Origin of the sequence: Chloracidobacterium sp., from assembly GCA_016720705.1 — a bacterium.
In the GTDB taxonomy this organism is placed as follows: Bacteria; Acidobacteriota; Blastocatellia; order Pyrinomonadales; family Pyrinomonadaceae; genus OLB17.
In genome coordinates, this window is the sequence record JADKKB010000007.1 from 211,606 (window position 1) to 237,549 (window position 25,944).

Annotated in this window: 24 protein-coding genes; 10 read left to right on the top strand and 14 right to left on the bottom strand. The window is 50.7% G+C overall.

The annotated features are described in order from the left end of the window. The first annotated feature begins 27 nt into the window (after positions 1–27). Complete coding sequence (locus IPQ00_08140) at positions 28–696, top strand: hemolysin III family protein (GenBank protein MBL0240529.1); 669 nt, start codon at positions 28–30, stop codon at positions 694–696. Here the strand turns inward: IPQ00_08140 and IPQ00_08145 are convergent. Together IPQ00_08145 and IPQ00_08150 are read right to left on the bottom strand one after the other, a co-directional pair. Continuing rightward, complete coding sequence (locus IPQ00_08145) at positions 678–1,361, bottom strand: response regulator transcription factor (protein MBL0240530.1); 684 nt, start codon at positions 1,359–1,361, stop codon at positions 678–680. The two genes, IPQ00_08140 and IPQ00_08145, sit on opposite strands and share 19 nt — an antisense overlap. Before the next feature lie 42 nt (positions 1,362–1,403). Further along, complete coding sequence (locus IPQ00_08150) at positions 1,404–3,212, bottom strand: HAMP domain-containing histidine kinase (protein MBL0240531.1); 1,809 nt, start codon at positions 3,210–3,212, stop codon at positions 1,404–1,406. Positions 3,213–3,483: 271 nt separating this feature from the next. Here IPQ00_08150 and IPQ00_08155 point away from each other — a divergent pair, with 271 nt between their 5' ends. Further along, positions 3,484–4,743 (top strand): hypothetical protein, encoded by a 1,260-nt coding sequence (locus IPQ00_08155; protein MBL0240532.1) that lies wholly within the window; start codon positions 3,484–3,486, stop codon positions 4,741–4,743. A 54-nt stretch (positions 4,744–4,797) separates the two neighbouring features. On the opposite strand, the gene recQ is transcribed toward IPQ00_08155, so the two are convergent. From recQ to IPQ00_08190, 7 genes are all read right to left on the bottom strand, one after another. Then, positions 4,798–6,969, bottom strand: a complete 2,172-nt coding sequence (gene recQ / locus IPQ00_08160; GenBank protein MBL0240533.1) for a DNA helicase RecQ — start codon at positions 6,967–6,969, stop codon at positions 4,798–4,800. Next, entirely contained in the window at positions 6,966–7,949 is a 984-nt protein-coding gene (locus IPQ00_08165; GenBank protein ID MBL0240534.1) for an NAD(P)-binding domain-containing protein, read from the bottom strand. The genes recQ and IPQ00_08165 overlap by 4 nt, the downstream gene beginning before the upstream one ends. Beyond that, on the bottom strand, positions 7,942–8,193 hold the full coding sequence (locus tag IPQ00_08170; GenBank protein ID MBL0240535.1) for a hypothetical protein: 252 nt from the start codon (positions 8,191–8,193) through the stop codon (positions 7,942–7,944). The genes IPQ00_08165 and IPQ00_08170 overlap by 8 nt, the downstream gene beginning before the upstream one ends. Before the next feature lie 74 nt (positions 8,194–8,267). Beyond that, entirely contained in the window at positions 8,268–9,173 is a 906-nt protein-coding gene (locus IPQ00_08175) for a hypothetical protein (protein ID MBL0240536.1), read from the bottom strand. A gap of 46 nt (positions 9,174–9,219) precedes the next feature. Further along, a complete protein-coding gene (locus IPQ00_08180; protein MBL0240537.1) occupies positions 9,220–9,813 on the bottom strand; it encodes a uracil-DNA glycosylase in 594 nt (197 codons plus the stop codon). An 8-nt stretch (positions 9,814–9,821) separates the two neighbouring features. Next, a complete protein-coding gene (locus IPQ00_08185; protein MBL0240538.1) occupies positions 9,822–10,574 on the bottom strand; it encodes a pyridoxine 5'-phosphate synthase in 753 nt (250 codons plus the stop codon). Further along, positions 10,571–11,314: a glycosyltransferase family 2 protein gene (locus IPQ00_08190; protein MBL0240539.1), complete on the bottom strand. Its 744-nt coding sequence runs from the start codon at positions 11,312–11,314 to the stop codon at positions 10,571–10,573. Before IPQ00_08190 ends, IPQ00_08185 begins: the two co-directional genes overlap by 4 nt. Positions 11,315–11,438: 124 nt before the next feature. Between IPQ00_08190 and IPQ00_08195 the strand changes: the two genes are divergently transcribed. The 8 genes from IPQ00_08195 (at position 11,439) to IPQ00_08230 (ending at position 17,923) form a co-directional block, all read left to right on the top strand. Continuing rightward, positions 11,439–13,073 carry a S41 family peptidase gene (locus tag IPQ00_08195; GenBank protein MBL0240540.1) on the top strand — a complete coding sequence of 545 codons (1,635 nt, stop codon included), beginning with the start codon at positions 11,439–11,441 and terminating at the stop codon, positions 13,071–13,073. Between the two features lie 77 nt (positions 13,074–13,150). Further along, a complete protein-coding gene (locus IPQ00_08200) occupies positions 13,151–14,236 on the top strand; it encodes a 6-phosphofructokinase (GenBank protein ID MBL0240541.1) in 1,086 nt (361 codons plus the stop codon). 45 nt (positions 14,237–14,281) lie between these two features. Next, on the top strand, positions 14,282–14,752 hold the full coding sequence (locus IPQ00_08205; GenBank protein MBL0240542.1) for a transcription elongation factor GreA: 471 nt from the start codon (positions 14,282–14,284) through the stop codon (positions 14,750–14,752). Between the two features lie 21 nt (positions 14,753–14,773). Continuing rightward, entirely contained in the window at positions 14,774–15,418 is a 645-nt protein-coding gene (locus IPQ00_08210; protein ID MBL0240543.1) for a CDP-alcohol phosphatidyltransferase family protein, read from the top strand. Then, positions 15,415–15,843, top strand: coding sequence for a hypothetical protein (locus IPQ00_08215; GenBank protein MBL0240544.1), 429 nt, complete (start codon positions 15,415–15,417; stop codon positions 15,841–15,843). Before IPQ00_08210 ends, IPQ00_08215 begins: the two co-directional genes overlap by 4 nt. Before the next feature lie 2 nt (positions 15,844–15,845). Continuing rightward, on the top strand, positions 15,846–16,133 hold the full coding sequence (locus tag IPQ00_08220) for a hypothetical protein (GenBank protein MBL0240545.1): 288 nt from the start codon (positions 15,846–15,848) through the stop codon (positions 16,131–16,133). Next, entirely contained in the window at positions 16,134–17,627 is a 1,494-nt protein-coding gene (locus IPQ00_08225; protein ID MBL0240546.1) for an acetyl-CoA carboxylase biotin carboxylase subunit, read from the top strand. It begins immediately after the preceding gene. An 86-nt stretch (positions 17,628–17,713) separates the two neighbouring features. Then, complete coding sequence (locus tag IPQ00_08230) at positions 17,714–17,923, top strand: hypothetical protein (protein ID MBL0240547.1); 210 nt, start codon at positions 17,714–17,716, stop codon at positions 17,921–17,923. Between the two features lie 72 nt (positions 17,924–17,995). On the opposite strand, the gene IPQ00_08235 is transcribed toward IPQ00_08230, so the two are convergent. From IPQ00_08235 to IPQ00_08255, 5 genes are all read right to left on the bottom strand, one after another. Continuing rightward, positions 17,996–18,694 carry a C40 family peptidase gene (locus IPQ00_08235; protein ID MBL0240548.1) on the bottom strand — a complete coding sequence of 233 codons (699 nt, stop codon included), beginning with the start codon at positions 18,692–18,694 and terminating at the stop codon, positions 17,996–17,998. Positions 18,695–19,082: 388 nt separating this feature from the next. Beyond that, positions 19,083–19,439, bottom strand: coding sequence for an iron-sulfur cluster assembly accessory protein (locus IPQ00_08240; protein MBL0240549.1), 357 nt, complete (start codon positions 19,437–19,439; stop codon positions 19,083–19,085). Positions 19,440–19,761: 322 nt separating this feature from the next. Further along, entirely contained in the window at positions 19,762–21,768 is a 2,007-nt protein-coding gene (locus IPQ00_08245) for a hypothetical protein (protein MBL0240550.1), read from the bottom strand. Positions 21,769–22,463: 695 nt separating this feature from the next. Further along, complete coding sequence (locus IPQ00_08250) at positions 22,464–24,335, bottom strand: S8 family serine peptidase (protein ID MBL0240551.1); 1,872 nt, start codon at positions 24,333–24,335, stop codon at positions 22,464–22,466. Between the two features lie 373 nt (positions 24,336–24,708). Continuing rightward, positions 24,709–25,791 carry an Mrp/NBP35 family ATP-binding protein gene (locus tag IPQ00_08255; GenBank protein MBL0240552.1) on the bottom strand — a complete coding sequence of 361 codons (1,083 nt, stop codon included), beginning with the start codon at positions 25,789–25,791 and terminating at the stop codon, positions 24,709–24,711. Positions 25,792–25,944: the final 153 nt, after the last annotated feature.

The following is a 25,944-nucleotide window of genomic DNA, read 5'->3' on the forward strand; positions in this document are numbered from 1 at the left end:
ATTGTCTGATATCATCTTTGAAGTAGGATGACGAAGCGAATTAAAACCCATCTTTTCCAACTTCCGGTCGAAGAGTTTGCGAACACGCTGACTCACGGAGTCGGCTTTTTGTTGAGTCTGCTGGGTTTTTTCGCTCTAGTGGCACTCTCTTGGATCCACGGAGATCCGATCGTAATTTTCGGAAGCGTTGTTTACGGCATATCACTGGTCGTCCTCTATGGTGCCTCAACCGTTTATCATAGCGTAACCTCATACCGCGCTAAAAAAAATCTGCAGATCGTTGACCATTGCTGTATTTACTTGCTTATCGCAGGAAGCTATACGCCGTTTGGACTTGTGATCGCCGTTGATGATTTTGGGCGAAATCTTTTCCTGGCGGTTTGGGCCTTTGCCGTGATCGGAATTGTGATCAAGCTAATCATCCGTGACCGTTGGCCGGCTTTGAACGTAATATCCTACTTGGCTATGGGTTGGCTCGGAGTCTTTGCAGTGCAGCCACTATGGCAGATTCTGGGGGTAATGCCTGTCGTTTTAACCATTGCTGGCGGCGTTGCTTACTCGCTTGGTGTTATCTTTTTCCCTTGGAAGAGTATCAAGCATCACCACGCCATATTCCACATCTTCATACTCGCGGGCAGCATCATCCATTTTGCGGCGGTCATCCTGTACGTGATACCTCACGCCGCGAACTTATAGCCGAGACCGTGAACTGTCTGGATATAGTGCGGGTGGCGCGGGTTTTCCTCTAGTTTTTGACGTAGCCAGGCTATATGAACGTCGACCGTGCGGGTGGTCGGCATCGCGTCGTAGCCCCATACCGCGTCCAGGAGATGATCTCGCGAATGAACGTTACCACGATTTTCGATCAAATAATGCAGTAGTTTGAATTCCATCGCGGACAGGTCAACCCGAGCTTTGCCCTTCGACACCTCGGCACGCTTAAAATCGATCGTAACCGTACCGAAACGAAATACGTCTGCGGTCGTGCCGTTTGTCTGATTGGGTGACCTTCGTAAAAGAGCCTCAATTCGCGCCAGCAACTCGATCACCTCGAAAGGTTTGGTCAAGTAATCATCGGCTCCGAGCTTGAGCCCGAGTACTTTATCGATGGTCTCGCCTTTAGCCGTGAGCATCAGGATAGGAGTTTCCACGCCCTTTTGCCGAAGGTCGCGGGCGACGTCGTACCCATTTTTCTTCGGCAACATTACGTCGAGGATCATCAGGTCGAATTTTCCGGCAATTGCGGTTTCAAATCCGGCCTTGCCGTCGGCGGCCGAAGTGACGTCAAACCCCTCGCTCACCAATCGGTCAGTGAGCGTCAAAATCAATCCGGGTTCGTCTTCGACAAGGAGTATCTTCATAAATGATGCAATACTTCTGCACTTGATGATCACGTCCGAAACTTAGGAAAACGGTAATTCGATCGTAAACCTGCTTCCCTTTCCTAATTCGCTGGTTGCCGCAACGCGTCCGCCGTGTGCCTCGGCTATCTGCTTTACCAAACTGAGCCCAAGGCCGTTTCCGTGGATCTGTGCGTCTACGACCTGTCTCGACCTGAAAAATGGTTGGAACGCCTGCCGCAGATCGGATTTCGACATCCCTAGCCCTTTATCCTCGATTGAGATCCTAACCATTCCGCCGACGCTTTCGGCAGAGACCCCGACCCACCGTTCTCTGTTGCCGTACTTGACCGCGTTTACGATCAGATTTTGAATTGCTCCGGCAAGTGCATTCGTGTCGCCCATCACGGAGGGCAGCGATGTGGCGACATCCGCCCATACCGCGATTCCCTGTTCGTCGAGCATCGGCTGACATTCGGCGATAGCTTCGGCTATCAAATTGTCAATAGACACGTCCGTGAAATTGTATTTTTGACGCCCTGAGTTCGCACCGGCAAACTCCAGTATCTGTTCGACCATTGTCGATAGTTTTCGGCTCTCGGACTTGATAAGATAACCGTACCGTGACACTTGCTCCGAATCGTTGGTCACGCCATCAGCCAGATTCTCGCCCGCCGAAGATATGACCGCCAACGGAGTTCGAAATTCGTGTGAAACGCTGGAAACAAACTCGACTTGACGTTGTGCCAGCAGTTTGGCACGCCACGCCGAAACAATAATGGCGATCACGGCCGCGGCAAGCAGGAATAATAAGCCAAATCCAACGGCCATATTTCGTCGAAAAGTATCGGTCAGAAATGTTGCGAGCGAACCCGACGAATGTTGAACACGGAGACGCCACGGCCCGGCCGCGGGATCTTGTGCTGAGGCCGTTGCGGTAAAAATTGATGTGCTGCGCTCGGCATCCTGATTAACCTCGATCTTGATCGAACGATCGCCGGACATTGACTGCGGCTCCTGAGTCATCGAATGGGTCTCTATCCTTGAACTCATCACAACGTTCGGCCGCTTTTCAGCCTCAATAGACCGAGCAAGGTCGCGATTGGCAAAAAAGATAAAATTCTTGGGCGAAAGGTCGATCAGCGGCACCTCAGCATCGACGGCATCCCCGTTTAGGCTTCGAAAGACATTGTTTCCAGACGCATCGACCACGGCAGCGTTAAACTCACCATCGCCGAAATACTTAGCGGCCAGATCAGTAAGCAGTTTTTCCTTAACCGTCGACGGATCAAGCCTGATCAATAGATATCCGAATTTCGGCGTCATCTTCATTGCAGGCTTAGCCGCCGGGCCCGTCGTGCGAATCATTATCCGTTCCGACGTCGGACCGACGTCGTGGATGGGCAAAACGAATGAAAATACATCGCTGAGAACAGGTTTGAAATTAGAATCGTCGCCAAACTCTGCCCGTAACTTCCGGAGTTCATCGGTAAGTTCCGCCGGAACGAAGGAACGCGACTGCCGATCATAACGAATGGGCGCATCCTGCTCATTGTTAGCAAAGAAATAAAAATCCCGGATCAGGTCGGGGTACGAAGCCTTTTCGCGCCAAAAGTCGTAGCGCTCATTGAACTGAGCCCAATCGCCCGTTCGCCAAGTCGCGGCGTCGGTCTGAAAATTAAAATAAGAGCCCTGTATCTCACGATTAAAGTCAGCCGCGAATCGTTCGGCCTGTTCAGAAACGCGTTTCCGAGCTTTTTCGCCATCTGATTCATTTATCCGGCTCAACCATCGATACTGCAATCCGCCGATCACCACCAATAGGCCGGTGAGGCACACAAAAAGAACCAGATTGCTCCAAGAACGCTTCATATTGATCTGGGATGCGATGACGGCGGCAAATCACGGCCTACAAACCCTAAGGGCATTATGCAACTAACGGCAATTCACAAACAATACACTTTACGCTCATTTTACATCCTTAACAATTTCTTTGCTTTGTCTTAATCACCCGAGCCAGCGATATCGATATGATTCAAAATGTCGAACGAGCATCGAAGACGCAATTACGTGCTTTCTCCAAAATGAAGTATTATTCGGTTTGATTTCGTTCGCCTATACTCAACGGTTCTGGAGGCAAGTTATGAAAAGGTTTATCATCACGATCTTATGTGTTTCAGTATTTTTTGTGGGATTAGGGGTATTGATCGAAAAGGTTGGTGCAAAATTCAAGTCGGACGAGAAAGCTCTTGAGTTGGTTCGAAAGGCCCGGATCGCCATCGGCGGCGAAAATGCCATCACCGCCGTGCAAAGTATGCTGATCGTAGGCAAAACGACAAAGACATTCAGCGTCGATGGCTTTGCCCGGAGCGAAGAAGGCGAGTCCGAGATCGCATTGCAATTGCCGGATAAGCTCATGAGAATGATGAAGCTCGGCAAGCACGACGGCAATACGGTCGGCGAAGTTCAAATGACGAAACAACTCGATGTCGTGGTGGTCAGCGGTTCGAAAGATAAAATAAACGTTACCGTTGATGCAAATGGTACCGGCGGCGAACGGCAAATAATTATCAAGAAAGATGATGGAACGGTCGAGGAATTGACGGGTGCCGAGGCAGATAAGGTCGTCGCAATGGACGGCGGAGATACCGGCGACAACTTCAGACGGATCATTATTAAAAAGCCGGACGGCACCGTCGAGGAGATCAATGGAACCGAGGCCGGTAAGAAGATCGCGATCGCGAAGGAAAGTGGAACTGCGGAATTCCCCACAACGGACGGCAAGGCGATAATCGTTCGGCGTGCCGACGCCGGAGAAAACATCAATTGGGTCGGCGATGGTAAAAGCGTTGTGTTCGACAGAGAGACCAATGGCGGACTCCACGGTGGGATGCGACAAAATGAGATGCTGCGTCTGACGCTCAGCCTGCTTATGACTGCGCCGCAGGGTATGGACGTCAACTATACCTTCGGAGGCGAGTCAGACCTTGACGGCACGGCGTGCAACATTGTCATAGCCGAATTTGGCGGCACCTCGTTCAAGATATTCCTCAGCAAATCCTCGAACCTGCCGGTGATGATGAACTACACGGGACACCAAATGCCGCAGGTGATGAAATTTAGAACCGAAGCCCGAAACTCCGGCGAGGCACCAAAAGACACAATGGTGTTTACACGGCGAATGGAAGGCCCGGATACGGCGATGGCTGATTATAGTGTTAAGTTCTCAGACTATCGCTCAGTCGGCGGAGTTCAATTGCCTTACAAGTGGACGCAGACGGTCGGCGGAAATGCTGATGAAACGTTTGGCGTAACAAGCTATGAGATCAATCCGGCAAATATCGCAGAGAAATTCCAAAATCAACGCGTTATGGTAAGGGCAACCAAAGCGGATAAGCAATAGAAATCTCTGCTGTCACAATTTGCGGCGAAGGCTCCGAAAGAGTCTTCGCCGTTCTTATTTTTTCCGGCAAAGCTCGGCCGCCACCGCTCGGATCTCAGCATAAGAGTAGTCATCGCCCAACAACTGTTTTGCCGGACCGATCGCGCCATTTGACGAGGTTTCGATAAGTGCTTTGCAGATCGTATCGATCTTATTCGCAACGACCAACTCCTCGATCTTGATGTCGCCGGTTTCGATAAAACGAACCAGGTGTCCTTCGATCGTACTGATGGCGAGGCCCCGGGCAACGGCGGTTTCCTTAATGGAACCGCATCGTTGGAATGTTTTCAGCGACACCGTATACGTATCGTCTCCACGCGACCCTCGCTTCGTCCGTTGCCGGCGTTCACGCTTCGGTGATTTAAGATCGATCCGTGTTTCGAAAGCATTTCGACGACAGTAGTCTCTGATCTCGTGTAGAAAGTCATTGCCGTATTTGGCAAGCTTGAGATCGCCAATGCCGGACATTTTCCGTAGATCGTACAGGTTCAACGGCAAAAATGTCGCCATTTCGATCAAAGTCGCGTCCGAAAAGATCACGTATGGCGGCACATTTTCGCCGCGAGCGAGCACTGACCTTACACGCTTAAGGTCGTCAAAAAGGTCGTTGAGATATTCGTATTCGATGCTGCCGACTAATGACGAACCCTTATCTTCGCGAGCTTTGACCTTTATCAACTCGACCGTTTCATTTCCGCGCAATATCGCATCGCTCTTGTCGGTAAGGACGATCACCGGATATTGACCTTCGGTCTGTGACAGATAGCCCTGAGATATCAGATCTTTGAAATAGTCGTACCAATTCTCCTTTGATATTTCAGAACCGATTCCATATGTCTTCAGATTTTTATGCTCGTCACGGATCGTCTTTGCCCGCGAGCCCCGCAGCAGATCGATCAAATAGCTGACACCAAAGTGCTGCCCCGTACGAACGACCGCACTCAATGCTTTCTGGGCGATGATGGTACCGTCGAACCGTTCAAATGTCGTATTACAATTATCGCAATTGCCGCAAACATCCGTAGTTTCCTCTGAAAAATAGTTGAGCAGGAATTTTCGCCGGCACGTCGTGATATCGCCGAACTTGCCCATCGTATCAAGCTTTCGTAGCATTATCGCAGATTGTTCCGGATTGCCCTCGACCGCCGCAAATCCCTTGAGTTTGATCACATCGCCCCAACTGAAAAACAGCAAAGCGTCACTCTGAAGACCGTCGCGGCCAGCACGGCCGGTTTCCTGATAATAGCTTTCGATATTCTTAGGCAGGTCCATATGCACGACAAAACGCACATTCGATTTATCAATTCCCATTCCAAAGGCGATCGTCGCCACAACTATCTTCGTTTCATCAGAAAGAAACTTGCTCTGATTCTCATCGCGAGTCTCCTTTCCCAATCCGGCGTGATACGGCAACGCCGAGTAACCCTCATCACACAGGTCCGCAGCGAGAGCATCGACGGACGCCCGGCTTAGGCAATATATGATCCCGCTGTCGTCTCGTCGTTTGTCGAGATAAACCAGTAGCTGGCTGTAGGAATTACGTTTCGGCTCAACCGCGTAGAAAATATTGGGCCGGTTAAAACTCGAGACAAACACTTCGGCCCGCAAAATATTAAGCCGCTCGACAATATCCCGGCGGACGAGCTTATCCGCCGTGGCCGTCAAAGCGATTATAGGAATATCGGGAAAGCTCGACTTTAGCCGCCCAAGCTGCATATACTCGGGTCGGAAATCGTGCCCCCAACTAGAGATACAGTGTGCCTCATCGATCGCAAACAGCGATACGGTGATCGACTTAAGAAAATCAATGAACTGGTCTCCGCTCTGCAGTAGTCGCTCCGGTGCAACGTAGAGCATCCGTAGACGGCCGCTTCGGACGTCCTTGAAAACTTCGACCTGTTCCTTGGCCGTTTGCGTCGAATTAAGGTATGCGGCCGCGATGCCGTTATTCCGTAGTGCGTCGACCTGATCTTTCATCAGGGCGATCAATGGCGAGATCACAATCGTCAAACCATCGAGGATCAACGCCGGAATCTGATAGCAGAGCGATTTACCACCACCGGTCGGCATCAGCACCACGCAATCATCGCGGCGAAGGACAGCCTCGATCGCCGGCTCCTGATTCATCCGAAATGAATCGTAACCGAACTGGTGTTTTAGGATTTCGCGTGCACGTGCGATCGTCATTTCGCTACTGATTGAATTCGCGAGGCAAGTTTCGGTATCAACTGTTTCGCGGCGTCGATCGCTCCCTTGATATGGCGTTGATTGGTGAAATGTCCAGCAACATAAATTCCGGGGACATTCGTCTCGAATGTCTCCTCATTATATACCGGAACTTCGCCGTATTTCCCGGAGATCGTCTCGACCCCAAGGTTCCTGAGCATCGTTAGATCTGCATCCGAGCCGATGAGGACAAAGACAACATCGTTTGGAAGAATTACTCGTTCGCCGTCCTCCGATTCAAGTTCCACTTCGCCTTCGCGAATCTCGATAACCTTACCTAAAAAGAATAAGTTAAGGCATTTATGTTGAAGTTCTTTCTCGAGTGGCTGTTTAACCCAATACTTGATGCAGCCTTGCTTCGGATCAGTGTTCTCCCAATCCTTCCGAAAGATCGCAAGCGTGGTTTCAGCACCTTCCTGAGCAAGGAACAAAGCCGCCTCTCCGGCGGAATTCCCTCCGCCGACTATCATTGCACGCTTTCTAACCCACGGATAAGTTTCGCGAAACTGCAAATGCACTTTGGGCAGGTCTTCGCCTTTTACGTTAAGACGATGAGGGTAATCCATTGAGCCAATTGCAAATAGAACGTTGCATGCGAGATACTCGCCCTTGTCGGTCGACACCTTAAAGTGATCGTTGACGACATCCACTTTGGTTACAGATTCCTCTGTCTGAACATTAAGTTCGTTGTCTAAGACGATGCGAACGTAATACGATAGGAGTTCCTCGCGGGTCGGCTTTTCACGTGCGGGATCGATCCGGCCTTCGCCGATCTCGAGTTCGTTTGTTGTCGAAAATACTGTCAATCCCACCGGATAATTATAGATCGTGTTACCGATCAGGCCTTTCTCAATAACGAGGTGAGACAGTCCGTTCCGTTTAGCCTCGTACGCCGCAGTGATGCCCGCAGGACCGGCCCCGATAATGATAAGATCAAACATTTTCCAGCCTTTTCAGTTCTTCGGTAAGTTTCTCGATTTGTAGGTGCGTTGTTTCAAGTGCACGCTTTGACTCGAGATATTTATGCCACTCGCCGGTATTTGCAAGTGCTTTTAGGGTATCTTCGTCCAGAGCGTGGGCCATCACAACGAGTAAATCGCCGAGGGCTTCGTGGCCTTCGAGAAGTGACTGAATGATGGTGTACGCAAGTTTTGCGTTGGGCAGATCAATGTCAATGTCGTCCATATATGATATGAACGATTTTACCACAGTGAACGAGGAGTTATTGACTCTCTGTCTCTGGCGAGACGACCCTTATATCAAAAAGGCAAAGCGGTAACGGTCGCGGCGATGCCCCCGGCGACCAGTTCAGTTCCCGGCTCGAGGTAATCATAGCGAATAAATGCCAGAGCGATCGTTTTGCCAATCTTTGGAGAATACGTCAGTGATTTGATACGACCGGCATTCTTACCGTCAGTGGATGTAAGTTCGAGGTCGGCATCCTGCGTAAATATTGCATCTGCAATACTGTCCAGAACGAGGCCCGAGAGACGTTTGGCCACGTGACCCCGGAAATAGATCCTTGCAATGATCTCCTGACCGATGTAGCAGCCTTTGTTGTACGAAATAAGACCATCCAGTCCCAGTTCCGGAACGATCGTATTTTCGTCCATATCTATTCCAAATTTAGGGATTCCATTCTCAATCCTAAGTGTTTCATTTAATGCCGCAGAGATCTCGACCGCCTTCATTGCCGTCAAGGCATTTGTGAACTGACCCAATGTCGCAACGTCAACAACGTGACACGACGATCTTTCCGACGCAAACACAAAGTGGCTGTTTGATCGAACAGTTTCGGAGGCATCGCCGAAAAGTTCAAAGAAACGATATTGATCCGAAACGTCCTCAACATAGAAATCCCCGGCAAATGTGAATCTAAACAAATTCTGGAAAACCTTTTCCCGGGTGGCGGCCTCAGTTTCAAAAAAGAACCGGTCACCTTGTCGTAGCACTCGGACTACCGCAAGCAGACGACCCTGGGCATTTGGAAAGGCAGCTAACATTTGTGCACCGTCCCCGAGGGTTTTCATATCGTTTGAGATCAGCCCATCGAGAAACTGCACCGATTCTCGCCCCCAAACACAGATTAGTCCGCGTTCCTGCTCGAAATAACCTGCACCCTCAGATTGGATACTCTGGTAGTCGCTAATATCTTTCGGTTCCATAATTGTAAGACTGCTCTATTGTTTGACGAAATCGTTTGTGCAAATGCTATTCTCCGACCAACCTTAGCGCCTGAAAATGCTCCAGTTGCAGCCCTAAACCACGCTGCATCGCTATGACTTGTGGGCTCGGATGATAAAGCGGTACGAGTTTACGCCCATTCCAGTCATTGACCGTGCCTGCGTTCGTTTTCAGCTTTAGTGCGTGACTTTCAATTGCCTTTAGGGCTTCGAGAGCGACGCTGCCGAGGGTCGCCACCACCGACGGATCGATGATCTCGATCTGGCGGCGAAGGAACGACGAACAATTCCTGATCTCGGCTATCGTCGGCTTGCGATTAGCATCGGTCGTCGAACGCGGGCTACATAAGACGGAATTAGTAATAAATATTTCGTCACGCGATAGCCCGATCGAGTCCAGCAATATTTGGAGATTCGCCCCTGATTTGTCGCCATAGAATGGGCGACGCGTCCGGTCCGCACCCTGCCGTCCGGGAGCCTCAGCCAAAAATAGTACCCGAGGCATCAGTGATCCGTTGAGTTCACTCAGAACCGCAGTTTTGTCAGCCAAGTCGGGACAGATACGGCACATCCCTGCCCTCGCACAAAGTTCGTTGAATCTATCAGTAAGTGAGATTCTCACAACCACAACTAGCTACCGATATGAATGGCGTCGATCATTTCGCGGACAGCCTGGTCAAGGCCGACAAATACCGCACGCGAAATGATGGAATGACCAATGTTAAATTCGGTAATCTGCGGGATTGCGGCAAGTTCGCCGATATTTCGACACGTTAGGCCGTGGCCGGCAGCGACGATTATCCCGAGCGTTTCGGCAAATTCGGATGCGTGCCTGATGCGTTCTATCTCGGTCGCGGCACGCAGTTTACCTTCACCGTGAACCGCTCGGGCACTTAAAGTCAATTCCGCATACTCCGCCGTACACAACTCGACCTGCTGTGCTCCTGCCCGATGTGCGGCATCAATCTGTTCAGTAACCGGGTCGATAAAGATACTAACAAATATACCTGCCGCCTTTAATGAACTGATCGCCTTTTGGATGACTTCGAAATTACCTACAACGTTTAACCCGCCTTCGGTAGTGATCTCATTTGGGTTTTCCGGAACTAACGACACCGCATCCGGTTTAGTTCGGACTGCAATTTCGACCATTTCATCGGTGGAGGTCATTTCCAGATTCAAATAGGTGGTTACAACATCGCGCAAAAGCTCAATGTCGCGACCTTGAATGTGGCGGCGATCACCACGGAGATGAACCGTGATGCCGTTTGCACCTGCTTGTTCACAAATTACGGCTGCAGCGACAACACTGGGCTCGATGGTTTTGCGGGCTTCGCGAATCGTTGCGACGTGATCAATATTTACATTTAACTTTGCAGTCATTTCAGGTCATACGCTCCCCTTTTTGCATTTCGCCGGATCTGATTGAGTTCGCTGAACATCCGCCGCGTATCGCGAAAGACACTGACCTTGGAACCGGCTACGTCGTTCCAACGCACCGGTATTTCCGCTAGTCTTAGTCCGTGATACTGGGCGACGTAAAGAAATTCGACGTCAAAACCAAAACGGTCGATCGTCATCAAATCGAGCAGCGGACGAAATTTCCGCATATTAAAAGCCTTAAAGCCGCATTGGGTATCGAAAAACTTCAAGCCTGACATTTTCTTGATGATCAGATTCATTACGCGGCCGCCCTGTTCACGTCGCCAGGGCTGATGAGTTCCAATAAGGCTACGATCAATAGCACGCGAACCAAACGTCACGTCACATTCGCCTGATCGAATCGGTGCTACAAGTTTATCGATCTCGTCGATCGGCGTTGAAAGGTCCGCATCACTGAAAACCGCGATATCCGCGTTCGCCGCGAGCAGTCCCGTCTTAACTGCGTAGCCTTTGCCGCGGTTTTCCTTATAACGTATCACTCTCGTCGTGATCAATGGAAAACTTGCCGCCGCCAACTCTGCGATCTCGGATGTTCGGTCGGTCGAACCGTCGTCGACGACGATCAACTCGGTTCGCTGAGCATCGTCGGCACTCAAATATTGGAGAATTCTCTCAATTGACGCCCCAAGTCGGTCTTGTTCGTCGAATGCGGGTACAACTATGGATACGTCTGGCTTCATCGTAATAAAGACTTTATGTTAGTTGGTAGACAGTTAAATGTAAATTCACGGTTCAGGCACCTACCCGTTGTGATTTGCTAAGTGTCCGCTATGGTATAATTTGTTTTTTTGCGATAGCAGAACAATGGATAAGAAATTTCCTTTAATTGCAGTCATCTTGATCGTGGCCGGTTCGATTATCGGCGGCCTGCTCGGCCGTATGCCATCGATCACCTCTGCTGATTCGGCGATCACGCCCGAGCGTATCACATCAGAATATTCCGAAGCGTTTGATGTAGTAAATTCAAATTTTGCCGGGAAGATCGATAGTGACAAGATCTCAGACGGTGCAATACAGGGAATGCTTTGGACGCTTGATCCGCATTCATCCTACTTTACACGGGACGAATTTCGAAAACTTTCGGAAGAACAATCTTCGCAATTCTATGGTATCGGTGTTTCGATCCTGCAGCATCGTGACGGCGTTTACGTCCAGTCCGTAGTCCCCGGGACTCCGGCGGAAAAGGCCGGTCTTCGCTATGGCGACCGATTTGTGAGCGTCGAGGGAAAGGATGCGAAAGAGTGGTCGAGCGGCGAGGTTTCCAAAAATGTCCGAGGCGAGAAAGGTACTCCGGTTAAGATTCGGATCGAACGCGTTTCATCTGCAAATCCGATCGACCTCGAGATCGTTCGCGGCGGAGTTCCGCTTCCCTCGATCAGAAACTATTTTATGTTGCCCGATTCTGTCGGCTACGTCGGATTGACTGGTGGTTTTCAGGAAACAACGGCTGAGGAATTAAAGCAATCGATCGCCGAACTAAAGAAACAGGGAATGAAAAGTCTCATCCTTGACCTCAGAGGCAACCCTGGCGGAATTCTCGAACAAGCGGTTCAGGTCGTAAGTAAATTTGTACCAAGCGGTAAGACCGTTGTTTCAGTAAAGGCCGCCCGCGGTGCTGCGACTAGAGAATTAAAGACCTACGATGTCGGATACGAGACTTTGCCACTAGTCGTTATGATCAATGGCGGGTCTGCGTCGGCGGCAGAGATCGTTGCGGGAGCAGTGCAGGATTACGGGCGGGGCTTGGTGATTGGTAGTGACAGTTTCGGGAAAGGACTCGTGCAGAGAGTGTTTCGCTTGCCATTCGGCACGGGCTTAACGCTAACGACGGCACGATATTACACTCCGTACGGCCGTTCGCTACAACGCGATTATTCGAGCGGCTCGATCTACGACTATTACACGCATCTGGCGGATTCACCTGATCAGGACCAATCTGACGTTGCCCCCAAACCTGCGGGTAGCCCGGTCAATATGCCGGATGGTCGTGTTCTCTATGGCGGACGCGGAATCGAACCGGACGTTCGGATTCCGGCGGCGATCGGTAATCCGTTAAAAGCCCGTATTAACGAGGCTGCATTCTTTTTTGTGCGACAACTGGTCGCGGGCAAGATCAGCGGGCTAGAGACCTATCGGACCGAACGTCAGAATTTTCGGGCTAATGTTGCTGCCGGCGAATTTGCCGTCAATGACCGGTTGCTTGATGCTTTTCGCGGGTTCACCTCAAATGAAAAGGCCAATGGACTGACCTCAGAGAATCTTAATAGCCAATTGGATTACTGCCGCACGCGTATCCGCGAAGAATTGGCAACGGCCAATTATTCGACCGAGGCGGGCGTTCAGGTATTGCTCGAGACGGATCCGCAGATCTTAAAAGCAATCGAGTCAATGTCACAGGCCGCAAAGCTGACCGAGACCGCATCGGTCATGAGGTCATAACCGAATCCGTTAACCAAATTTCGAAATAATAAGTTCCTGAAGTAAACTTATTGTTTGCTTTAGGAACTAGTTTTTTTATGTATAAGCAGATTGGAATTTTAACCGGCGGCGGCGATGCCCCGGGTTTGAACGCAGTGATTCGTGCGGTCGTGAGAACCGCGATCGGCGAATATGGAATGAAGGTGATCGGCATCGAGGATAGCTTTGAAGGCATTCTCGGTGAACCGCGAACTATGAGCCTGACGACTAAAAGCGTCAGCGGCATCCTTCCTCGCGGCGGCACAATACTAGGCACGCGAAACCGCGGCAGTTTTATGAAGATCGTTGATGGAAAGATCATCTTCCCTGAACTTCCTATCGGTGAAGCCTTGGCGAATCTTGATATCCTTGAGATCGAGGCCTTGATTGTGCTGGGCGGCGAAGGGACGCTTGCCATCGCCGAACAATTTCATAAACGCGGCTTTCCGGTAATCGGTGTGCCAAAAACGATCGACAATGACCTCGCAGCAACCGAACTCACTTTCGGATTTATGACCGCGATCGATATTGCAACCGAGGCTCTCGACCGATTGCACACGACCGCCGCGTCCCACGATCGCGTGATGATTTTGGAAGTTATGGGGCGAAATACCGGCTGGATCGCACTGCACGCCGGGCTTGCCGGCAGTGCTGACATCATTTTAATCCCCGAGATCCCGTTTTCGTTCGATTCGGTGGTGCGAAAGGTGTTAGAGCGTGAAGCAAGTGGCTCGCGATTCACAAATATTGTGGTTGCCGAAGGCGCAAAAGAGGTCGGAAAAGGTGAGATGTACTCCGATTCGAATGAACTGAGATTGGGCGGTATTGGTAACTATGTTCGTCACCGCGTACAAGAGTTGACCGGCAAGGAATCCCGATGCGTGGTCCTGGGCCATCTGCAGCGTGGCGGGAGCCCCAATGCGTTCGACCGAATGCTCGGCACCAATTTTGGAGCGTGTGCGGTGCGGGCACTGGCAAGCGGTGAGACCGGAAAGATGGTAGCTTGGCAGGCGGGAACGGTCGTCACCGTGCCGATCTCCGATGCCTGTATGGCGATCAAGACGGTTGCAATTGACGGACAGTTGGTCAGATCTGCTCGCGACATCGGCATCTCGTTTGCCGCACCGCGCGAAACGGACCTTTAGCGGTGTGATTCGATAGGGATATTTGAATTTTTGAGGTTAAGTCAGATGCAAGAGATCAAAAAGAAATTGCGGGCAGAATTGGATGCTTTGGAACACGACCTGCATTTTAAGCTGCCAAAGATGATTCAGCACGCTCGCGAATTTGGAGATCTGAGCGAGAACGCCGAGTACAAGGCGGCAAAGGAACGCCAGTCTATGGTGCAGGCTCGGATCAGTATGCTGCAGCAGCGATTGATGGAGGTCGATTCGATCGACATATCAAAGATCCCGAGGGACAGCATTGCTTATGGCTCGACCGTGGTACTTTTTGATCTGGAAAAAGAAGAAAAAGTTACGTATCGGCTCGTCACTTCCGAGGAAAGTGCTCCGGAGAAAGGGTTGATCTCGACCGTATCACCGATTGGACAAGCTTTGATGGGCAAAGAAGAAGGTGACGAGATAAAGGTCAAAACGCCGACTGGCTGGCGAAACTTCGAGATCAGCCGACTTACAACGATCCACGATCAGGAGAAATAGTCCGAGAGCAAACATAACCATATGCTGGGAGCCGGAATAGGACGAGGAGCAATGCGGATCATCAACGCGATGGTCCGAGCTCTTGCTTCGGCCGGAATTTCGCCGAATATCCTCACGACGATCGGAGTCACGATCAATATTGGATGCGGAGTTCTCTTTGGTCTAGGCGAGTTCTTTTGGGCAGGTATCGTGCTGATCGTTGCCAATCTCTTTGATATGTTGGATGGTAACGTCGCACGTCTATCGGGCCGCGTGACCAAGTTTGGCAGTTTTCTTGATTCATCTCTCGACCGGCTTTCAGATATGGTCGTTTTCGTCGGGATAATGATCTTTTATGCCGGCAATTCACCGCAACACTCTCTGCTAAACGTTTTTCTCGCAGGTGTCGGATTGATGGCTTCCGTAATGGTAAGCTATACGACGGCACGCAGCGAGGGGCTCGGAGTCAAGGCGAATGTCGGGTTTCTTCAGCGCCCGGAGCGTGTCGTATTGTTCATCATCGGTTCACTTTCGACTTGGAATTGGGAATCGACGGCCTATTTTGCCAATCGAATGCCTCAGGTGCTTTGGGTTTTGGCCGTGGGTTCGGTATGGACCCTGATCCACCGTATGTATTATATCTGGCTCGAATTCCGAAAACTAGAGGGTCCGCCAGAGCGAAAATGAGTGATTGGTTCAACGGTTTTTGGGCATCAATTACGCTTGGCAATGTATTGCTGGGTGTATCACTCTTTTTGGTCTCACTCACCCTAAGTTTTGCGGCGATCGGCATCGTGATGGTAAAGATTCCTCCTCGTTATTTTGCGGCTCACTACGAGCGCGACTTTTTACCCGGTAGTCCGTGGCTCGTAAGATGGGGAGCAGTAATTCTTAAGAACATATTTGGGGTGTTTTTGATTCTATTGGGAATCGTGCTGTCGCTTCCAGGCATTCCGGGCCAAGGCATTCTGACCATTTTACTCGGATTGATAATGCTTGATATTCCCGGAAAACGGCCGATCGAGGCACGGATCATCCAGAGGCCCACGGTATTAGCGGCAATAAACAAGCTTCGAGCGAAGTATAATAAACCGCCTTTGGAAATGGAATAATAATGGGCTTTCTCGATAAGGTACTCAGGAAAAAGCGAATAACGCCGGATGAGTGGCGACGGGAGCTCCTTGCCTACGGCCGTATCACCGACGGTGTCATCATTGATACATTTGTCGATAGCAATGGGTTCGAGGTCGCTCTCTACTCTTACACGCTTAATGGCGTTGATTTTGAATCTTCGGATAATCTGACCGAGGATCAGCAAAAAGAGCGCATCAAATACGCGCCGGGAGCAAAGGTTGGGATCCGGTACGACCCCAAAAATCAAGGCAATTCAGTAATTGAATAAATGTTTAAGAAGATCTTAATAGCAAATCGGGGTGAGATCGCGTGCCGCGTCATTCGAACTTGCCGGGAAATGAAGATCGGAACCATTGCGGTATATTCGGATGCCGACAAGGACGCTCTGCACGTGCGAATGGCGGACGAAGCCTACAATATTGGGCCACCAGCATCAGCACAGAGTTACCTTAGCGCGGAGAAGATCATCGAAGTTGCCATACGGGCGGGAGCCGAGGCGATCCATCCGGGATATGGCTTTATGTCCGAAAATGCGGAGTTTGTCCGTGAAGTGACTAAGGCCGGGATAACGTTTATTGGCCCGCCGCCCGAGGCGATGGAAGGACTGGGTGGCAAAATGTCTGCCCGCAAGATCGCGATCGGGGCCGACGTGCCGATCGTTCCCGGAACAACCGAACCGCTTGCTTCATTTGAAGAAGCAAAAACTACTGCGGCCGCGATTGGCTATCCGGTAATGCTAAAGGCATCAGCCGGCGGCGGCGGCAAAGGAATGAGGCTTGTTTTTAACGAGTCTGAGCTGAAATCCGCGCTCGAAGGTGCACAATCTGAAGCACTCGCTGGATTCGGCGATGATGCGGTCTATGTTGAAAAGGCGGTAGTCCGTCCGCGCCATATTGAGATCCAAGTATTTTCGGATACGCACGGAAATCACGTATATCTTGGCGAACGCGAATGCTCTATACAAAGGCGGCACCAAAAGGTCGTTGAGGAAGCACCGTCACCTATTAACTCAGCAGAGTTGCGAAAGGCAATGGGTGAATGTGCTATCAAAGTCTCAAAGGCAGTAAATTACGTGGGTGCGGGAACGGTCGAATTCCTTGTGTCGGACCTCGACAAGTCTTTTTACTTCCTTGAAATGAATACGCGTCTGCAGGTCGAACACCCGGTGACTGAGTTGGTAACCGGCTTTGATCTCGTACGCGAACAGATCAATGTCGCCTGGGGCGAAAAGCTTTCGTTTACCCAAGATGACGTTTCGATCCGCGGTCACGCTATTGAATGTCGCGTCTATGCAGAAGACCCGGAAACGAATTTTATGCCGTCGCCTGGCCGGATCGAACGACTTCGACTGCCGCACGGCCCCGGCGTTCGTGATGACGGTGGTGTTTATGAGGGTGCCGATGTGTCGATCTATTACGACCCGATGATCTCAAAACTCGCAGTCCACGGACGGACGCGACACGAGGCTATCGACCGGATGCGGCGTGCTCTAATGGAATATGAGGTCGGCGGGATCAAAACAACTCTTCCGTTTTTCCGTGCCTTAATGGAAGATGAGGAGTTTATCGCCGGCAATCTGGATACCGGCTTTATTCCAAGATTCACCGAACGCCGCAAACCGGCAGAGATATCCGAATCAGACAAGGATCTGGCCGTGATTGCTGCCGCTCTTGCCTATCAAATGCGTGGTGCTCAGGTCACAAGTGATGTTGGCCAACAGAATGTTCAAAGCAGATGGGCAATGTCAGGACGCCGATCATAACATTTTTCGAGACGCCGGTTGTGCTGGGCTCCAAACCCATACTTCGGGCCATCAATATTATCAGTTGATCTGGAGGGTTTTACTAAATGGAAGAGTTATTGCGAAGCTTAATGGGTAAAAGCGTTGATGTCGCCTGCGGAGCGAGTGCTACGTTTCGCGGAGAGGTGATCGACGTCAAAGGCGGAGTGCTATATTTGCGGGACGAATCCGCAGAAGTCGCATACGTTGCGGTCGACAAGGTCGCCGTTGTTTACGAACGCAAGGATCTGCATTCCCGGCCCGGCTTTATCGTTTGATCGGCTTTTCACACAAACAAACGGGCCGGGCATCATATGATGCCCGGCCCGTTTCTGATATTTATTAGGAAATTACCGATCCGACATATCGGCAGACGAGCTTTGCGGCATCAGCTTACGAAAGCCTACGATGCGGCTCGACCAGTATCCCTTAAACGGTGAGTACGTGATCCCTTTGCTCGACGAAGCGTGATAGAAACCATTCTCATCCGCGACGATCCCCATATGACCCAATCCATTCAAGAATACGAGCGTTCCGAATTTGAAACGATCATCGCCATATACCTCGACCGAACTTGCCCATAAGCTACGAGCACTCGCACGTGTAAACGGAACCCCGGCTTCCGTAAATACGCTCCAGACAAAGCCCGAGCAATCATATCGATTAGGTCCGGTCGAACCGTATAGGTAAGGAATGCCGTATCGGGCCTGGATGCCCGCCATTATCTTGGCACTGACTCCCGAACCGTACGCCGTCTTGCCTGCCGCAAAGCCTGAAGTCGACGTCGCCATAGCGGTCTTCTTGACCAATGGCTTTTCAGCAGCGGGTTGACCGACAACAACGATTTGATTAGTAAGGGTTGGGCGTGATGAAGAAGTCGTTCTCGAACTGTCTTGCGGATTCGGCGTGTAAACCGGCGGTTGGTTGGTCGGTTGGCTGGATGTTGTCTTAACGACTCGATCCCGCTGCTGTGCCGCTACGGTTCCGTCAAATGCAGTCACGGCAAGCAACGTGCATACCGCTACGAGGAGCGTCTTCTTAAAATTCATCAATTATTTCTCCGTTTAATTAGATCGAGAACGAGGACAGTGTGGACGGCGCCGATCTGGCCACCTAACCTATATAAACGACAAATAGTCGCGTTGCACCAAAAATGCACCGCTCAAATATATTACCAAGCTACTTGTCGATTATTCGTTCTACCAAAGCTGTGCAATATTGTCGCTCATCAGCACCCATATTGCAAACGCAAGCAAAACGGGGCCTGCCGATCAGTTGATCGACAAACCCCGCTGTTCTCCACTTCGCCCTCAGTGTCCCTTCAGTTGTCCTGTGATAGTTCAAGACACACGCAATCGCGGCGGCATTCCAGATAAAAGGAAAAACGGCCGGAAAATAATTCCGGCCGTCGTTTAGAACTGTTTCGCGATTGGCAAACTAGGCCGAGAATGAGGTACCGCAACCGCAACCGCCGGACGCATTCGGATTTTCGAATGTGAATCCAGCCCCCATCATATTCGACGTGTAATCAACGACAACACCATCGAGATACTGTGCCGAAAACATATCAACGAAGAGTTTGATGCCGTATTTCTCAAGTACAAAATCACCTGTACGTGATTCTTCCTCAATATTAAGGCTGTACTGGAATCCGGAACATCCACCTGGCACGACGCGAACCCTAAGCCCGGCCGTTTCCGGTAGATCGTCTTCCGAAGCCAGAAACTTTTTGATTTCGACGGATGCGGCCTCCGATACGTTCAAATCACAACTTGGTGCTGCAACTGCTGACATAAAAATGAATAACTCCTTCTTTTAATAATGACGATTCGACAGACCGAATCCTTACATTAAAATCAATATTACCGATTTCCACTTCATATGACAAGTATCAATTACGACATTTGCATTTCAAACATTTATTTATTGATGCTGATAGACGTACCAGAAATTAAACACTCTGCCTAGCTTATCAATATGAAATAGTCCGAATATATTGACGTTAAAATCTGATTCCGACGCCGCTAACTGTTTCGAGCGGCAACTCGGGTAGCCATCTCAAAAAAGCCCCCGCCTGGGTCAGGCGGGGGCAACAAGTTAGTCAATTTAACCGGCCCTACGGTCCCGCAATAAAATCAAGGCCGTCTACAGCATCCTCCAGCAATACCACTCTGGGGGTATACACTGACTGTTTTGAGGCAACAGAAATGACGTAAGACATTCCCACCTCAACATCACTAAAGCTGTAGTAACCGAAAGCCGAAGTTCTTGTCATTCGAACGTTACCTTCCGGGTCACTTAGGATCACGACAGCATTTCTAACTCCCATCAATTGTGACGTCATCACGCGTCCACTTATTGTGACGCCAGCCGCCGTCGGCACAATGTAGTTGATCACGGTCGGATCTATGGTAGAGTTCGTTTGGAACGGATCTTGAACGAAGCTACCAACCGGAGCGGTCACATTGCCGCCCGCACCGCTATAAACCACCGGAGGGTCATTATTATCGATGCTGTCAGACTTGATACCCAAAGTCGGGACATTAGAGCCCGTCCCGATCGTCTGATTCTCGATAACGGCGGCGGGCAGTAGCATCTTCGCATCAAATGTGATCGTGATTCGACCGTTGTACGCGAGTTGAGCTCCCGATGCCAACATATTGGTGTTTCCGACACCGTTAAATAACGGATTCGCCGTTGCGTTGGTCGACGCACCGGCCGCCGTCACCACTAACGATCCCGCCTGATACGCCATAAGATTCGAGATCGCGTCCGTGATCTGGAAATTCACTGCCGGAGCCAGGCTTCGATTAATGTAGGTGACCTCCCAAGTAACGATATCATTCTGGCTCAGTCCTACCGGTGCCACGTCAGTTTTCATTCTAACGGATTTATAACCCTCGACCTGAGGCTGAGCGAGTTGCGAACAGGGCCGCGTGACAGGCACGAAGAGCGTGTTTAGGATCATACGCTTTCCGTTGATGTTGTTAAGATCGGTTGCGGTGCCTCGATCGTAATCGTGACCACCGAGTGCAAAGACATTTCCGCCTTCGCGTCCGACATTGCCGACCTTTGATACGGTTGCGACATTTGCCGTTCGATTGGAGCCGCTACCATTGTCGTGACGGGCCGCGATCAAAGTACCGTTCTGATACGCCGAACCGCTCGCCAACGAGAAATCGGTTACAGCACCGTCCTGGTTTCCGTTCAGGGCTCCGACGAACTGATTGAAGGGCATATATCCGTTCGGATAAATGAGCGTACCGGAAACATCAGAACGAGGATTATCGTTCGTCCCAAAGACAGAATATCCATTCGTGGTCTGATAATGACCGTTTGCGACATTGTTCTCAAAGGTATTGATCGATGCACATTCGAGCAGCAGGTTTCCTCCGTTCTGGACAAATCCGCTGTAGCTACTGACCCACGTCGTCACGACCGAGTGTGCTTGGGCAGCCAGAGTGTAGCATGATGTGGGCTGCATCGAAGCGTCTGTTACCGACGTGTAATTCGGGATCAGTGCAGCGGTCAGCAAACTTTGATACACGCCGGTTCCGAAATTACCGCCATCGGGTCCGATCGCCACCAGCGGCTTATGGGTGATAGTGTAGCGAATATCCGTCACCGTCGCAGTAGTGACTCGATAGACCGTCACGTCGTTTGAATCAGGACTTATCGAGTTATTAAACGCCGTGATCAGCGGCTCCGCAAGTGTCCTGAACTCGGGCGGGACGATAAACGGCCCACCGGAAAAATTTACAGTGCCATTCGCGACACCATTCGGCCCGGCGATCCTTGTTACGACCGCCGAGAGATCAATATCGTCTTTTCCCTTGTTGTACTTGATCGCCCACTTGAGCGGAATATTATTCTGGAGAAGGTTATTTGCAAGACCGTATGCACGAAGATTAAACGTCGTACCGCTAGCGTTGCCCTGATTCACGTTGTCCATTGGTATAACAAGCGAATTCACGGGAACGGTTTCGGCATTCTGAGCCCCAGGCTGGGCCTGAGCCCAGGTATTTCCATAAAACGAGGCCATTATCATCACGAGTATCACTAGTGACTGAGTTGCATACAATCTAAACTTATTATTCGATCGCGTTGAGAGTAATATATTCATTTGTTTTATCCTTAATACTGCTCCTCTAATGGAACAAGAATTGCCAATCACCGTCATCCACCTTTTGAAATTGCAAGAAATGGTTAATATAAGACAAATTCCATAATTTCCGAAGGCAGACGACCAGAAACTTGCACGTGCCCATCGGAATAGTTGCATCAAGAGCGTATATACTTACTAAACAAGCTTCTTAACGGAATGTCAAGAAACTTTTTCACAAGTCGGAATTCGTTTTCCATTTGCGTTGGCGAAAAGTGTTTGTTCTCGATTTACTTTCATTGCCAGATAACGATCCTGAAATGGCTTAAGATCCAATAAAATTACCAGTTTGTGCCAGACATCAGTGAATATTGATTGCGTCTGAGAACACGATATATCCAATGCCGATCTATTTCCTTAAAATGGAACGGAAGATCAACTAATTTTTGCAAAAGTTAGTAAAAATTGCGCACAAATGCAAAACTGCCTCGGAGATGGCCGTAAACGTTCGGACGAAAAATAGATTGGATTCGGATGACGCTAATGAATTGGGGGAGGCGACCACCTCGACCCGTAATCCGTATCCTGCGACGACATACCGTAGGTGGCGAGGGACAGTTGCTGCGTGCGATCGAAATAAGAAAGAGGAAGTGCGGGATCGACTCCGGCACTTCCTCTTATTTTCTGTGGCTTGGGGCCAATACTTATGAATATCGCTAGTTGTCGGCGATAAATTCAATATCAGACACGTTGTCGTTTAACGTAAGTAACCTTGTACTGTTTGCAAAGGTGTACCGCTTGTTCGAATACACGACCAACACATACGACTGCGAGGCTGGTAGATCGACTAACGTAAAATACCCGAAAGCGTTTGTGCGAGCATTACTTACTGATCTGCCATTGGAATCGAAGATCGAGAGTGCGACCCCTCTCGCACCGATACCATCGGCTGACAATATTCGTCCACTTACTGATACGTTCGATGCGGTTGGTGCTTGTGGCCCACTCGTGAATGTGCAAGTGATCGACTCGCCCGACTGGGCAATGATATTTGCCATATGATTGGCCAGATCAACCGTTGTGTCGGGGATCGAAGTTCCACCGACCGACTCCTCAGCACACTCTATTGAGACAAGCTGCCAACCCAAAACCGGGACTTCAGATACCTGGATCGAAGTTGATGAGCCGTTGGTCTGAACGTTCGCGTCGACGTAATCAGTGTTGCTCGCGAGCACAAAACTCGATGCCGCCAGATTCGTTGCGGAATAAGGGAACTCCGTGATCGACGACGTTCCGCTGTCGTTCACAACTCGTTTCCTCACCCGTACAGCCGACGGCGCGGGCGACGGAGTTGGCGTGGGCGATGGAGTCGGTGTCGGTGTCGGGGGCGGACCCGAATTTAGCAATGAGTATAGTAATAGATTGGGCGAGACTGTGTCGTTCAATGTCAGTACACCGCTCGTTGCGGTGCTCTTGATCGCCTGTGAGACCGTAGCTGGGCTTGCGGCGGGGTTTGACTGCAGATACAATGCGGCGACCCCTGCGACCATCGGCGACGCCATTGACGTCCCGCCGAGGGTGGCTGTCGCGGTGTCGCTAGCGATACCGAGCGACAATATAGCAGTGCCGGGAGCAAATACGTCGACACAGGCTCCATTGTTTGAATACGCCGCACGTGTATCGGTCGCGTCGGTCGCACCGACCGTGAGAGCGTTGGGCGTCCTCGCCGGCGTGAAACTGCACGCATCAAAGGCACTATTACCTGCCGCCACCGCATAAGTTACACCCGATGCGATCGAATTAGTGAGCCCGTTCTCAAGGGCTGATGAGCTGCCGGCGGCCGTGATGCTTATGTTCGCGACTGCAGGGCTTGCGTGGTTAGCAGTGACCCAGTCGATCCCTAATAATAGATTGGAGATTTGCCCGTTGCCCGTGCACGGCAGTACCCGGACGGAATGCAACGTCACATTCTTGGCCACTCCGTACGTCGAGCTTCCGATCGTCCCCGCGACGTGTGTTCCGTGTCCGTTGCAGTCGTTACCGTTCTGGCCGTCATTGATATTATCGTAAACGGCGTTTGCCCGACCCTCAAACTCTGAATGTGTCCATCGAATCCCGGTATCCAGGATGTAGGCATGAACGCCAATTCCACTCGACGTGTAATCATAGGTCGTGCTCAACGGCATACTTCTCTGGTCCGCACGATCCAGATTCCAACCGGCGTTAAACTGGGTCGACGAAACCGAGATCACACCGTCCTGCTCGACGAACGCAACTCGATCGTCTTGACTCAATGCGGATGCTTGCTCGTCCGACATCTCCGCTGCGTAGCCGCGTAGAGCACTGGAGTAGACCCCGCCCACCTTGCCGCCATAGACATAGGCTAAGTAATTTGCCTCAGCCTCTACTACGGGAGCGACCGCGTCTTCGCCTATAGCCTCGTCGTTAAGAACGACAATATAACGTCCGGGAACCGGGTTTTCCGACATTCGCAGTTTGTACTTTTGACCCGACGTTTTGGACGGAAGAAAGGACCAGACCGAAAGGCCGATGATAACGGTGACAAGTATTAGGTAGGATCTCTTCATATATGCGAATTCCCCGATCGACGAGGATTTTCTGACGTACTGACACAAGTGATGATTCGAGATTCAAAAACCCAGAATTAGAGAAAGGTTGTGTCAATCAGACGTCGGTCTCCGGTACCCTCGGATACATAGAGCTTGTTTTTAATGCCGCACATAACAAGGAATCGGCGCCGGCTTTGTCAGACTCAGTTGCTATGGCAAAACGTCGGAGAGACGCTCGCCCGTAATTGTATAACATTGTTTATATTTAATCAACATTTTTGTGCTCACGTCTTTTTCGTCCGGAGCCACTGCAAGTTTGCTCGTCTTGAACGTCAAAAAAAGCCGGTATTCCTTTCGGAATACCGGCTTCGATGTTGTTTAGTGTTTGGTTTTACTGAGCCCGCGACATAATCACTAACTCCGGCTTCATCGCTTCGATCGACACCTGACGGGCGACCTCTTCGGCAACCTTTCGGAATGCGGCCGCCTGTGGTGAATCAGGAAATGACACTACGACCGGAACTCCACTATCTCCGCCTTCGCGGACTTCCATACCCAAGGGAACTTCGCCCAAGAGATTGAGTCCGTATTCGTCACAGATCTTCTGCCCGCCGCCTTTCCCAAAGATCTCGTATTTGTTACCCGTGTCCGGGGCAATGAAGTACGACATATTCTCGATAACGCCCAGGACCGGCACATTAACGGTCTCAAACATTTTAACCGCACGCCGCACATCTGAGATCGATACGTCCTGCGGTGTGGTGACGAGTACGGCTCCCTGTACCGGCACCAACTGTGCAAGCGAAAGCTGGATATCGCCCGTTCCCGGCGGCATATCGACGATCAGGTAATCAAGCTCGCCCCAATTTACATCCGATAGAAACTGGCGGACGACCCCGTGTAACATCGGCCCGCGGAGGATCATGGGCTTATCTCTAGGCACGAGAACGGCCATCGAGATCATTTTTATACCGTGAGCGACGATCGGCCGAAGTTTGCCATTCTCAACCTCGGGCTGGTCGTATCCTGACCCAAGCATCATCGGCACATTGGGGCCATAGACGTCTGCGTCCATAATGCCGACCTTCGCACCATTCATCGCGAGTGCGATCGCCATATTGACCGCAACCGTCGACTTCCCTACTCCGCCTTTGCCCGACGAGACCGCAATAATGTTTTTGACACCGGGAATAGCGACGTTATTCGCAATGCCGCGTCCCTGCGGTACCTCGGCGTCCATCTTGACTTTGACGTTGTCAACGCCGTCGAGGCCTGAAACGATCCTCGTCGCTTCGGATTCCATCTGTTCCTTTACGGGACACGCGGGCGTTGTCAGCATTATCGTAAACGATACGTCACCGCCGCTGACCTGAAGGTCCCGGATAAATCCGAGCGTCACGATATCCTTTAGCAGATCCGGGTCGATGATCTGCTTTAACGATTCTAAAACTTGTTCTTGTGTAATTTTACTCATTTTTTGTAATAACCTGACAATACGGTTTCGGTCAGTATATCAAAACTTGATCGACTTCTGCTTGGATCGAGACCGGTCCGTCCGCCGATGCGAGAGTTGTAATGATCCCGTGTGATATATTTATGGACAGCGACCGACGTTATTTCAGTATCG